This is a genomic window from Rahnella sp. JUb53, from assembly GCF_004346065.1.
Classification (GTDB): Bacteria; Pseudomonadota; Gammaproteobacteria; order Enterobacterales; family Enterobacteriaceae; genus Rahnella; species Rahnella variigena.
The window spans coordinates 69,659-82,611 of record NZ_SLYT01000003.1; the positions used below are offsets into that span (position 1 = coordinate 69,659).

Below are 12,953 nucleotides of genomic sequence, written 5' to 3' on the forward strand. Positions count from 1 at the left end.
TTCCAAAACCGGTGCGCATTCGCTGCACCGGTTCTGTTTCCTCCCTCGTTAATACGTCACGGTTACTGTCACCGTATCGCTGTAGTTTCCGGCGGGCTGATTACTTTGCGACAAATTCACGGAAGCCGTATACGGAAACGATTGTGATGTGCCGGTACCGGTCGCGCTGCTGTTAGTTGCCGCCGTCCACACCGTGCTGTCGCCTTTAAATATCTGATATTGCAGATAACTGGTGGTGCCGCCGACGGTGGAGGCCATCTGCCGGTACTGGCCGGATGCCGCTACGCTGCTGGTGAGATTAACGGAATAACTGGCGTTAAGCGTACAACGCACGCTGATGGTATTGGCAACCACCGTAGTCAGGCCGGAAGGCAGGGCAGCGCTGCCAAAACCTACGTTCGGCGCGCTGTCGATGTAGCAAAAATTGGTGACGTTAAGCGTCAGGTTGACGGAACCGCTGACATTGCCGGTATCGGCGATACACAACAACGTGCCAACGGCCACCGAGCAGATGTTCCATCTCCAGGCGATAGGAATGGTATCCGTATAGGTACCGGCCGCCAGATTGGACAGCGTTTGTGGCATCACATACAGCGGTAACGTGCCATTCGGCCCGGAGAACAATCCCAGTAATCCCAGGGCTGTCGTGCTGCTCCAGCTGATCACATCGCCCTGGTTATAGACCGTGCCGCAGCTGCTGTCCTTACACAGGTTGTAAGGCAGATACTGGCCGGTTGCCGCGCTGTAAAGGCGGGGCTGCGTGCCGCTGGGATGAAGTGTGGCACCAATGGTCGCGGTTATCGTGTTGGTGCCGGCGATACTCAGTAAGGGGCCTGTGCAGCTTAAGCCGCTGCTGCCAGAAGTCACCAGCGGTGAAGTGCTGACCGCAAACGAGTTTTGGGTACCGAGCGTGATGGTGGTGGCCGCCGTGGTACAGCCGGCAAAAGCCTGCGATGACACGCCCGCCAACAGCATCAGCAGCAATCCCTGACGTATCCACTGCCTGAACATTCTCATGATTTATCTCCTGCTGATGCGCCTGTTTTGCCACCCGGACATGACAGCGGCCCCACCTGCTCTATGCTGTGGCGATCAGGATCCAGCGTGAAGCTGACCCGACAGACTGAATGATCTTCCTGCTGGATAGTCAGCACGTTGTTTTCCTTCAGATGCGAGAAGTACACCAGCCCGTCGTAACCGGTGATGGTGGTTTGCTGCGTATTTTGCTCTGTAACCAGTGTGCCCAGCTTGAGCGGTTGTCCGGCAGCGTCGTGCAGGGTGATATTGGCCGACAGCACTTTCTCCACGCTGAATTTCACCACCACGCCGCTGCCTTGTTTCACCGCGATGCGGTCATTGACGTTATTCGCAACCACGTCGGCGGGCAGCGGCAGGGTATCGATTTCCACTTTGGCCGGGTAATACGAGCTGACGGTCGGGATCAGCAGATGGCCTTTCTTGTCGGTTTTGCCCATTTTCTGATTCTCGAAAAGTACCGGAACGTCGGCGTAATGGTCGGTATCGACCACGATAAAGGCGTCATTAATCTTGTCAGAAAGGAACCAGTCATTGGCCATAAACACGATTGAACCGCTTAAGTCAGCCCAGTTGGTGTAATCGCCCTGATTGCCGTAGAAGCCGCCCTGAATCGTGGCGAAGCGTGATTTCCAGGTGGCATCAGCCTGCTGATACGGATTGTTGCCGCCGCTGTAGGCCAGATTCCAGCCGAGTCCGCCGTCGGTTGGCGTGGCTTTGCTGGCGCCGATTTGCTCCTGATAATTGCCTGCATTGTCACGCTGCACACCGGCATTCATGTTGATATTGGTGCCAATCGGAATGATAAATTGCAGCTGCGCGCTATAGCCGCTGTCGCCCAGCGTTTTGTTGAGAGATAAAAACATGCTGCTTTGTCCCCACAGCGAGCGGCTGTAGGAGAAATTCACCAGGCGCGTATGCGAATTGTCATAGGCTTCGACGTCGTAATAGCCGATGCCCATCGTGCCGTTCGACGGCCCGAACGGCGAGGTACTGAACGTCACCTGATCCGCCTGACGACTTAATCGCGTGTCGCTGGTGTAAGACGTCAGATCCTGATAACCCACCGTGCGTTTTGAACGCAGCGCCGAGAGGCTGAACACCGTCGAATAGTAGGAATAACCCAGCGTGTACTGGCTGCCATCCTTTTTGTCAGTGATATTCTCACCGAGCGGATTGTCGATTTCGCCGCTGGAATTCGGGATGCCCGGCCTCTGCCCGTTGTTGTCATTATCCTGCGTAACTGTCTGATTATCACTGCTGACCGGCGGATGGTCGGCTTTACTCTGGCTGCCGGAAACGCTCAGCGTTCCCCAGGTTCCCACTGCCACATCTGCCCCTAATCCTCCCAGCGCCAGACCTTGTACGATTTCGGTATGACCGGACAGCGTCAGATAATCGCTCAGCCCGTAACGATAAATACCGCTGAATGCGGCATCCGAATAATCGCCGTTAGTGACGCCATAATTATTGCGCACCGCCCCGAGCGAGAAATCGAAATCACTGAGGTTTTTACGCAGCAGGGTGTTAGAAACGTAGAACGGCACGCTGGTGGAAACCTGACGTCCGACCGCATCGGTGGTGACAATCGTCGCTTCACCGGCACCGTTGATATACGGCACGTTGGTCAGCGTAAATGGCCCGGAATTCAGGTTATTACTGCTGGCCTTGTAGCCATTGAGGAACAGGTCAACGGTGCTCGGTACCGCTGCCGTGCCGCTGTACTGCAACAGCGGATAAGTCACCAGATCCGGGCGAACGGCAAAGTTGCGGCTGATACGCAAACCGCCCATGCGCGCCGAGTTACTCCAGGTCAGGGAGTCACTGACGAAATCCCCGACCTGATAGCTGATCAGGTTCTTCTCGTCGGTAAAGCGCCAGAAAGTGTCGTAACGCAGATAGCCGTCCTGCGCGGTGCTGCCGCCATTTTCGTTATTGCCCGAACCGTCGATGTTATAGCGGTAAGTGCCGGTATTAGTGAGCAACCCGAGGCTGCTGAATAACCGTTGCTCCATCCAGGTGGCGATAGATTTAGAACCGCCGGGCGGGTCGGTGTAATACGAGTCATAGTTAAACAGCAGGCCGGTGCTGCTTTGCGACGGCGTGTAATTCATCAGCGGATCACCACTGACCTTCTGGTTCGGCAGCCAGGCGTCCGGCACGGTTAACACCAGTTGCTGGGTGGCCGAATCGTATTTTGCTTTAACGTCCGGCAATTCGCCGACATTGATCAGCCCCTGCTGACCGTTAATGTGGATGTGATTTTTTGCCAGTACACCGGCTTCCACGAAATAGGCATTATTGCGATACGTCACCGGCACCACCTGATTATCTGTCTGGCCGTTGACCACAATCGACAGATAAAACATGGCGTCGGTCACCACCGGTGCCGCTCGCGGGGCATCGGGCAGTGAAGAATATTCCTGTGCCTGCACGCCGAAGGCGCTCAGATACAACAGGCACAGGCTTCCACGGAAAATCAGCACACGCTGACAACCTGCACCGGGAAGCGGTCTTTTTGGCATCCGTGGCGGCTCCTGCTGTTATTCGCCGCGTGGAATGACAATCGGTTTGGTGTTATCAGCAATTTGCGCATTGAGCTGTGCGCCCGGCGTGACGCCCGCCGGCACCGGCCAGCGCATCTGCTGCCCCGGCAATACATACCCCATAAAACCGCCGACCATGGTTTTGACGCCTTGCTTCTGATTGCCTGTGGATGACCAGAACACGTTGCTCAGACGCGCATGGACAATGCCGGTATTGCGCACCTGCAAATAGGTTTTGCCGCCTTCGGATACCGAACGCCAGGTGAGGATCGGGCGGGTCGCCGTTGACTCATCGCGTTTCATATCAGGGCGATCGTTGGTCCATAAACTGCCGCCATCCATAAACAGCGGCAGAAGATAACGCATCTGCAATTGCAGCCCGACTACCGCCTTGTCTTTGCCTTCACCGGCACTGTTCAGCGGAGACGGAATTTCATCGATGATAATGCGGTACGCCTGTTCGGTATTCGCGGGCACCGGCGTGTTGCGGATCAAACGGATCAGCTGGCGCTGGCCCGGCGGCACGGTGGCGAACGGCGGACTGGCGACCACGTTGGTTTGATCGGCGTATTTCTCGTTAAAATTCTCCTGCTTCCAGGCCAGCACGCGCACCTGTAAAGACACCGGCTCTGCGCCACGGTTTTCCAGCCACAGGGCCGATCCGTTCTGATCGGATTCGATAATCTGATAGACCGGCCACACCAGCACCGAACTGGCGGCCTGAACCGCCGTACCGGAAAACAAAGCCATAGCCAGAGTGGTGGCAGCCATCATGCGTGAGAACATCGTCGTCATAGCTCATATCCTGATGATTCAATAAGTGAGAGTCACGGTTACCGTGTCGGTGTAAGTGCCCGCAGTGGGTGACGTCGTGAAAGAAAACAACCGGCCATAGACCGGGTAAGTTTGTGTTGTTGAGGGAAAGCTGCTGATGGTCATCGCCTGCGCGCCGGTTCCCCAAACCACGGTGCGTGCGGCGTTCTGATAAAGCTGATAGCCAAGCGTCGCGGTGGCACCGCTGTTGGCCATGTAACGTTGTGCGGCGGAGCCGCCGTGAATGCCGTAATCCATACCAATCGCCACCGTGGTGCCCGGCGTGCAGGTGACCACCACCGAGCCTGCACCTGAGGTGCTGACCACATCGACATTGGTGGGAACGGAAGGAAATGAGCCGAAATTGAGGGTGCCGAGATTGGTGGTCGGGCTGGACAGTGAGCTGCCGAAAACGCAGCCATTGGTGAGCGTAGCCGTGACGGTAAATGTGGCGGTGGCTGTCGCGGCGCGCGCTGAACTGCACATTATCAGCGGCATCAGCGGCAACGACATCAGCGGCAGCAATATGAGCAGCACCTGTGGCACCAGCAAACGGCCAGGCATAAAAACCTCTACCAGGATACGGTGACATTCACCGTATCCTGATAAACACCGGCAGCAGGCGTGGTCTGAGCAGGAACGCGGCCATAGACCGTGCTCCACTGATCCGCGCCATTACCGGTTCCGCTCACACCGGTCACGTTATCCCAGACGGTGGTACGCGCCGCCGTGGTGTAAAGGTTGTATTGCAAGGTCAGTGCGCTGTTTGTGGTATTGACCATCCTGCGGGCGGTAACAACGCCACTGCTGCCGCCATCCATGACGATTTTATACGTCAGCCCGTTCACGCAATTCACGCGAATCGACCCCGCCAGTTGCGCGCTGGTGGCGTTAATTGCGCTGGTGAGCGACGCATAGTTGCCAAAATTCAGCGTACCGAAACTGGTGCTGCCGGACGTCGTGGTTCCCGCATTGCAGGCGGGCAGCAACGTGGCGCTGATGCCTATCGTTGCCGCCTGGCTGAATGGAATGCGCAACTGCATTGACACCAGCAGGGCAGCCGGCAATAGCAGCAGTACCTTGATGTCCATGATCTTTCCTTCCTTGAAACAAAAGCCAGTCAGAGCCGAAACCGGCTCTGATGGAAAACAGCCTTACCAGGAAAGAGTGGCAACAACGGTATCGTTATACGTCCCCGCAGCCGGTGTGGTGCTGGTCTGGTCAGCAGGCAGCACACGACCATAAATCGGGATATTTTGCGCAGTGGTGCCCGTCGTCAGAGTAATCGGCGTATTGATGGCGATTTCTGTGGTACGTGCAGTGTCAGAATAGAGGCGGTAAGGAATGCTGTTGCCGCTGGATGTCATGGTCCGCAGCCCGCCGGTTGCCGCCAGTCCGCCGTTCAGTGACAGCGTCGGTGTCAGTCCGGTGCTACAGGTGATGGTGACGGCACCGGTGCCATTGGCACCAAATACTGTCCCGTTGATCACGCTGGTCAGATCAGCGTAGTTACCAAAGTTCAGGGTACCCCACTGGTTGGTCCCTCCCGTTGATGTGCCGTTACCGACAGTACAACCGGTGCTGATGGTCAGCTGAACGCCTACCTGCCCTGTTAAGGTACCGGCTGCCTGAACACCCGCCGCTAAGATCAGCGTTGCAGCAGCAAGACCGGCCAGTAATAATGATTTTTTTTCGCCCATGATGACTCCCAATAACCGCTTACACAGTTGTGTATTCATGCAACGGCGTTGCATGTGGAAATCCTCTGGTGGTCAATAATTAACGCTAAAAAACTGCAAAAAAAGCCGGTAATTAACAGCGTTCAGGCCGGGTGTTATGTTTTCCCTTCACAATGGAACGGAGCCCTGACTTTATGCGCATGATGAAAAACGCCGTTATGGTTAAATATAAGTTAATAAATTTACCTTAAGGGGATCTTTTCAGCATTCTGGTTAATAAGGATAAAAATTCTATAAATTCAAAATTATCCATTTTTAATCCTGTTTATTTATTTTTTGTGTTGTTAATGATTGCGTTAAGACCACTAAACGATGAGGTTTTTTAACCATTGATTTTGTAATGTTATCAATGTGCTTCTCGTGATAGTTCAACGGAGCTACTGATGTTTTCAGATGATGTGATTCAAGACATGAACCGGCTGGCGCATTTTCTGGCCTTTGATCAGACGTCAGGAAAGGGACCGGAAGGTGAACCGTCTCTGATGATCCTGCTGGGCAACGCGATTTTGCCGACTGCCGAAGCGGCGTTTCAGGCGCTGGCGCAGGGGCGGATTTCCCGTTTGCTGATTGCCGGAGGCATCGGGCATTCCACAGACTTGCTGTATCAGGCGGTGCAGACGCATGTGCGCTACCGGCACATCCATACATCAGGTCGCAGTGAGGCCGAAGTGCTGAACGATATCGGCGTTCAGTGCTGCGCCGCGCCGCAAAAGCAGATTTTGCTGGAAACCGCCTCAACCAACTGTGGCGACAATGCCTTACAGGCCCGACGGGTGCTGGATCTGGCCGGTGATCGCTCCACACACATCACTCTGGTGCAGGATCCGCTGATGCAGCTGCGCACCGATGCCAGTTTCCGCCACGTCTGGCGCGATCGCCCTGAAGTGACATTTGTTAACTGGCCGGTGCTGGTGCCTCAGCTGGAACGTGATGGCAGCGGACTGCGTTTTGCCGGAGAAGGGCATCACAGCCTGTGGTCCTTGCCACGGTTTGTGTCGCTGCTGCTCGGTGAAATCCCGCGCCTGCGTAACGCCCCTGGCGGTTATGGCCCGCGCGGGGCGGGCTTTATCGCAGAAGTGGATATTCCGGCAGAGATTGAGGAAATTTATGCCCGGCTGAAACCGGTGCTGGAAGCGGATTACGGCGACAGATCCTTCTGACATCCGGCAGGTACAGGATCGGATCCATCCTGATGATTCCCGCGCAGCGCCAGCAGCACCACCAGCGCAGAGAACAGCGTAATCGCCATCAGACATAACAGTAACGGATGCAGTGAAGCGGCATAAATCTGCTGAAGCTGCGCCGTGCTGGCCTGTGGAATAAGCTGTTGCGCCACGGCGAGATTACCGGTCGCCAGCCGCAGCGCCGCCTGACTGATTGCCGGGGAACTCACCGCCTGAACACTGATCGCGCTGCCTGCAAAATTTGCCGTCAGCGCGGTATGCGTTAATGCCGAAAGAATGGCACCGACGATTGCCAGTGAGACGCCTTCTCCGGCCACCCGCGTGGTGCTGAAAATCCCGGTCGCCATGCCCGCCCGTTCTTTGGGAACGACGCTTACAGACAATCCATCCATCAGTCCCCACGGCAGACCGGTACCGATGCCGATCATTACCATCGGCGCAATCATCGCGGTCATATCCTGCGCCAGTACCGCCTGACTTAACCAGCCTAATCCGGCGGCGGCAATCACCAAACCCGAGGTGCATAACACGCCTGCGGACACCCGGCGTGTAAGCCATGCCGCCAGCAGCGGAACCACCAGCATCGGCACCGAAAGCGCCATCATCATGAGCCCGGCCCGTTCTTCGCTAAGATTTTCTACGCCGATAAACAGCATTGGCAAAATCACCAGCAGCACCACAAAACAGAAACCGGTCGCCAGCGGCAGCGCCTGCACGCCAATAAAACGGATATAGCGGAACAGCGATAAGTCGAGCATCGGGTTGTATACGCGACGCTCAACCATGACAAAAACGGCCAGTAACAGCGCCGCACCCGCCAGCAGCGATAGTACCCGGACGCTTTGCAGACCGGATTGCGGGATTTCCATCAGTGCCCAGGTCAGCAATGCCAGCATGGCGGTGAAGGAGACGGTACCCGGCCAGTCGATACCCGTCGCCTGAGGATTACGGGTTTCGCGCATTTTACTGGCACCGCTCACCAGCGCCAGAGCTGCAATCACCGTCGCGGAGAAAAACACCGCACGCCAGCCGAAGTGGGCGATGAGCACGCCCGCGAGGAACGGACCGAAGGCCAGCCCGATGCCAAAACTGCTGCCCATCAGGCTGAAAGCCCGGGTACGCGCTGCGCCGTCGAATTCCTGTGCCAGAGCCGCCGCACCGCCCGCCAGTGCGCCCGCCGCCGCGATGCCTTGTGCGGCGCGCAGCAGATCAATCCACAGCAAATTGCTGCTGAAAGCCTGCAATAACGACAGCAACGCAAACAGCGAGACACCGCTGATGAACACTTTTTTACGCCCCAGTTCATCGGCCAGCGCACCGGCGGCCATCAGAAAGCAGCCGAAAGTGAGCATAAATGAATTGGTTATCCAGCTCAGCGCCTGCGCACTGCCGCCGAGTTCGCGGGCAATAGCGGGCGTTGCCACTGCGCCGCTGACAAAATTAAGCGGCAAAATCACCGCCGCCAGACATACGGTAAACAAAACGCGCAGGCTGCCCGTTGAGAGGGCTGTTAATGAGTTCATGGCTGCTTCCGACAATTGAGAATAAAGATGATGATAAAATGTCTGCAATCTTGCGGAAACAGGCCATAAGTCCGATGATTAAGGACTAAAACGCTCTAATAATCGGGAAGGGAAAATGGAGAACCTCAACGGCCTGCTGGCCTTCGTCCGCGCGGCGCAAAGTCAGAGTTTTGCGGCGGCGGCGGAGCGCATGGGGATTTCAGCCTCGGCGGTTGGCAAAAGTGTGGCGCGGCTGGAGGAAAAACTCAGCGTGCGGCTATTCAACCGTAGCACGCGGCGCATCAGCCTGACCGATGAAGGCCAGCTATTTTTCGAACGCTGCCAGCAAATCGTTTCGCAACTGGAAGAGGCGGAGCAGGAACTGGTGCGAATTTCTGCTGTGCCACGCGGAAAATTACGCATTACCGCGCCCGCTATTGGATACCGCATGTTGTTGCCGCATCTGCCGGAATTTCGTCAGCGTTATCCCGACGTCGAACTGGATCTGGATTTCAGCGACCGGATGGCAGATGTCATCGACGAAGGCTTTGATATCGCCATCCGCAGCGGCGAACTGAACAGTTCACAAATGATGTCACGCCGCCTCGGGCCGTTCCGGTTTGCCATTGTAGGAAGTCCGGCGTATTTCGCCAGCCATCCGGCGCCGCTAAGACCTGACGATCTTTATCAGCACGCCTGTCTGCGCTACCGGTTTCCGGGCAACGGACAGTGGCAGGAATGGGAGATGACCGGCGTGACGCCACCTGAACTGCCGCTGGCGCTGAGCAGCAATAATCTGGAATCGATTTTGCAGGCCACCTTGCAGGGACTGGGGCTGGCCTATGTGCCGGAATTTATCGTACGGCCTTATCTTGAATCCGGTGAACTGGTGGCGGTGCTGCAAGATTATCTGAAAGAGGGTGGGAAGTTTTCCGTGGTGTGGCCAAGCAGCCGTCATATGCTGCCGAAAGTGCGGGTGTTTATAGATTTTCTTACTGAAAAGCAGGTGCTTGGTGAACACACTCCTGAGTAAAAAAAACGGGGCACAAGGCCCCGTGGTACTTTTTATACAGGTCAAAAAAGGTTTATTACAGGTCAGAAGAGATTTATCTCAAGTCTGACGAGATTTATCTCAGGTCTGACGAGGTTCAGATTTGCTTCCACTGTGACCATTCGCCGGTAAATTCGGCTTTGCCCGGCTGGTCGCCCTGCGTCCAGTAGTTGGCCTGATAATCTTTACCGTTCAGGCTGACTTTATCACCCGTGTTGTACACCTTGCTGGATTCCCAGGTGGCATATTTGCCGGCCGGAGATGGGGTTGGTGTCGGCTCTGGTGTTGGTTCAGGAGTCGGTTCCGGCGTTGGCTCTGGTGTCGGTTCCGGCGTCGGTTCAGGGGTTGGTTCTGGTTCAACAGCTGCATTGCCCAGAACGGTCACGGTGATAGATTTGGACGATGATTTCTCACCATGCTCATCAGTCACGACCAGACTGAAGCTGAAGTCAGCTTTACTGACCAGCTCAGGCGCGGTGAAGTCTGCGGACACAGCACTATAAGAAGACAGCGCAATGGCAGCTGGCGCGGTCCATTTATACGTCAGCTTGTCGTTGTCGCGGTCGGCAGAACCCGCTGCACTCAGACGCACTTTCGCGCCGCTGAACACCTGCAGGGCAATATCACCGGTTGGTGCCACATTACTTTCTGCTGGGACTTCATCATCCGGTACCTGACCACTGATGTTAACCCCTTCAAAATACAGCGGCGCCATGTCGATAACCTGATTTTGAATAGTGCAACCAAGGCCTTCACGTGCGGCATTCACCAGCAGGCCGTTGTCCTGATCGATAGTCCAGGTAAACAGCGCACCCAGGCCTTTTTCAACCACATAACGACCTTTTTCCCGCACGGTACGCGGGGTATCAATCGACATAAACAGGCCGGAATTTTTGTTGTAAAGGTAATCGGCATCCGCTACCTGGTCGGTGTACACATCAAAACCGTTGCGGCCTGACTGATTTTCCAGATCCAGATAGTTATTCACCAGGTCGTACCATTCGGTGGTGCCGCTTTCGAATGTTCCGACAGTGGTTTTGCCTGCATCAGGGGTATAAGTCCCTTCTAACGGAGAATAGCTTTCCAGTACCGCATTCTGCGCATTGCGGGAATAAGCCGCATAGCCAACGTTCATGCGATCAGCCGGGAAGCCTTTTGCCAGCAGGTAATCAATGATGGTGTCGATGCCCCAGCCGCCTTCAACCAGTGCATGCAGATTGGTGTGGTGCGTCAGTTTTTCCGCCCACGGCGTGCCGAAGAAGTCATACGTCATCAGGTTGACGCCATGCAGACCGGCGGCCAGCAGGGCAGGAACATTGGATTTTTCCAGAATGGCCACGACAGCGGAGCTGGCGATGCTGATTTTCACATCAGAGCGCTTGATAGCCGCCATTTCTTTGGTGATTTCAGCAATCAGCAATGCGTAGTTCGCGCCATCATTATCATCATACGGGTTGTTATTCCCGGTATTCCCCGGATATTCCCAGTCGATATCCACTTCGCTGAACATTGGGAAACGGGTAAACAGATTTGCGACGCTTTTGGCAAAAATTTGACGCCCTTCTGCTGTTTTCGCCATGTTGTGGAAGCCGTTACTTAATGTCCAGCCACCAATACTCATGGAAAGCACCAGATCATGGCCGACCGCTTTTGCGCGTTTTTGCAGGTCGCGTAAGCCGCCAACCAAACCTTTCACATTGGCTTGCGTCGCGCTAGCCGGAGAAAGTTCAACCCAGCCCGGATTATCCAGATTGTTGTTAGTCGAAGACGCAAAATCGCCCCACGGATCCAGGAACGTCGCCTGGTGGGTGGTTTTGCCCAGTTGCTGTGCGGCATTGGCGACAGTAATCGCTTTCTCACCCTGGTCGCCGACAATGCCGACGAAACCAAAAATGATTTTGTCGTAAGCGGTTGGTGGAATGTTTGCCAAATCAAAACCACGCCCCCTTTTATCTGCTTCTATTTCAGGGTTTTGTAAACGACCATCATATTGTGACCAGTCGGTATAATAGCCAAATACTTTAGGCTTATTCGCCGTATTGTATTTGTTATAAACCGGTTTAGTCACACGTGCAGAGGTATAGCTGTATTTCTCTGTTTCTGTGGCCGGTTCAAAACCGTCTTTAGTATAAGAGGCTTTGGTCAATTCATCGGTCTGAATAATTCTGCTGGTAGGCATAATAGTTTCCTAAAGTTTAATTGAATACATCAACAGCCGTTTGCTGCTGGTGGATATAATCGTTGCGGAATTAAAAACCAGCAAATCACATTGAGATATAAATAAAAGTGACTAATATAAAAAATGTGATTACTTTTTAAATGGTGTGTGTTGGTTTATTTTGCTGTCGTCATTAATCGCACTGATGGCAAAATTACATATCACAAATTGGCAAATAAAAACATTGCTATTCAGTTGCTTGAGTGGTGTGTTGTAGTTGATTGAGAATTAAGTTCTTTTTGAGTTTTACTTAATACCCCCCGTTTTTTTCTCTATGAGTCACATCTTAACTAAAATACTTAATATTAATCCTATTGCCTGTGGAGAAATTAATAAAAGTAGATACGCTTAATCATCGGCAAAGATTACGTGGGGGTTTTCAGATGGCTGTAATAATGGAGGGGAGAGGATGATGGCTGTTTACCTGATAAATAGTGAATATGTGTTTAATGAAAAAACAAAGGAATTTAAAAAACTCCACAGTGATGTAAATATTAAACTGACGTCAATGAGAGCTCGCTGTCTGAGTTATATAATTGAACATGCCCAGGATGAAGTCATCGAAAAAGAGGCAATCTCACAAGCATTGTGGGGGAGTCGCAGTAAATTCACCAGCGATGCCAGCCTCACTCAGACTCTTTATTTAATTCGTCGTGATCTTAAATTTGCCGGGCTGGATGAATTTTTTATTACCGTGCCGAAATCAGGCATCCGTGTCAGTACCTCAGCCACCGTCGAAATCATGGAAGATAAGGTCCCACCCGTCAAAAAAGTCAGACCTTGGCTGCTGGCGTTTGGTTTTATCGTCTCAGTTTTATTGCTCGGTACCGCGTTGTTCCTGACGCTTCAACTTTAATCGTTGCCG

11 protein-coding genes are annotated in these 12,953 nt (G+C 54.0%); 3 read left to right on the forward strand and 8 right to left on the reverse strand.

Annotated elements, in window-relative coordinates:
- Window positions 1-48 precede the first annotated feature (48 nt).
- From EC840_RS08090 to EC840_RS08115, 6 genes are all read right to left on the reverse strand, one after another.
- Window positions 49-1,017, reverse strand: coding sequence for a spore coat protein U domain-containing protein (locus EC840_RS08090; RefSeq protein ID WP_132964903.1), 969 nt, complete (start codon window positions 1,015-1,017; stop codon window positions 49-51).
- Window positions 1,014-3,560, reverse strand: coding sequence for a fimbria/pilus outer membrane usher protein (locus EC840_RS08095; protein WP_132964905.1), 2,547 nt, complete (start codon window positions 3,558-3,560; stop codon window positions 1,014-1,016). The genes EC840_RS08090 and EC840_RS08095 overlap by 4 nt, the downstream gene beginning before the upstream one ends.
- Before the next feature lie 18 nt (window positions 3,561-3,578).
- Window positions 3,579-4,376, reverse strand: coding sequence for a molecular chaperone (locus tag EC840_RS08100; protein ID WP_240783274.1), 798 nt, complete (start codon window positions 4,374-4,376; stop codon window positions 3,579-3,581).
- A gap of 18 nt (window positions 4,377-4,394) precedes the next feature.
- Complete coding sequence (locus tag EC840_RS08105) at window positions 4,395-4,907, reverse strand: spore coat U domain-containing protein (RefSeq protein ID WP_240783332.1); 513 nt, start codon at window positions 4,905-4,907, stop codon at window positions 4,395-4,397.
- A 59-nt stretch (window positions 4,908-4,966) separates the two neighbouring features.
- Window positions 4,967-5,485 (reverse strand): spore coat U domain-containing protein, encoded by a 519-nt coding sequence (locus tag EC840_RS08110; RefSeq protein ID WP_112287776.1) that lies wholly within the window; start codon window positions 5,483-5,485, stop codon window positions 4,967-4,969.
- Window positions 5,486-5,548: 63 nt separating this feature from the next.
- Complete coding sequence (locus EC840_RS08115) at window positions 5,549-6,148, reverse strand: spore coat U domain-containing protein (protein ID WP_232829834.1); 600 nt, start codon at window positions 6,146-6,148, stop codon at window positions 5,549-5,551.
- Between the two features lie 368 nt (window positions 6,149-6,516).
- On the opposite strand from EC840_RS08115, the gene EC840_RS08120 reads away from it, so the two are divergent.
- A complete protein-coding gene (locus EC840_RS08120; RefSeq protein ID WP_132964907.1) occupies window positions 6,517-7,293 on the forward strand; it encodes a YdcF family protein in 777 nt (258 codons plus the stop codon).
- Here EC840_RS08120 and EC840_RS08125 read toward each other — a convergent pair.
- Window positions 7,272-8,840 (reverse strand): MFS transporter, encoded by a 1,569-nt coding sequence (locus EC840_RS08125; protein ID WP_132964909.1) that lies wholly within the window; start codon window positions 8,838-8,840, stop codon window positions 7,272-7,274. The two genes, EC840_RS08120 and EC840_RS08125, sit on opposite strands and share 22 nt — an antisense overlap.
- Window positions 8,841-8,955: 115 nt before the next feature.
- Between EC840_RS08125 and EC840_RS08130 the strand changes: the two genes are divergently transcribed.
- Window positions 8,956-9,852 carry a LysR substrate-binding domain-containing protein gene (locus EC840_RS08130; RefSeq protein ID WP_129637883.1) on the forward strand — a complete coding sequence of 299 codons (897 nt, stop codon included), beginning with the start codon at window positions 8,956-8,958 and terminating at the stop codon, window positions 9,850-9,852.
- A 115-nt stretch (window positions 9,853-9,967) separates the two neighbouring features.
- On the opposite strand, the gene EC840_RS08135 is transcribed toward EC840_RS08130, so the two are convergent.
- Complete coding sequence (locus EC840_RS08135; protein ID WP_129637884.1) at window positions 9,968-12,049, reverse strand: glycosyl hydrolase family 18 protein; 2,082 nt, start codon at window positions 12,047-12,049, stop codon at window positions 9,968-9,970.
- Between the two features lie 451 nt (window positions 12,050-12,500).
- On the opposite strand from EC840_RS08135, the gene EC840_RS08140 reads away from it, so the two are divergent.
- Window positions 12,501-12,944: a winged helix-turn-helix domain-containing protein gene (locus tag EC840_RS08140; RefSeq protein ID WP_243701045.1), complete on the forward strand. Its 444-nt coding sequence runs from the start codon at window positions 12,501-12,503 to the stop codon at window positions 12,942-12,944.
- Window positions 12,945-12,953: the final 9 nt, after the last annotated feature.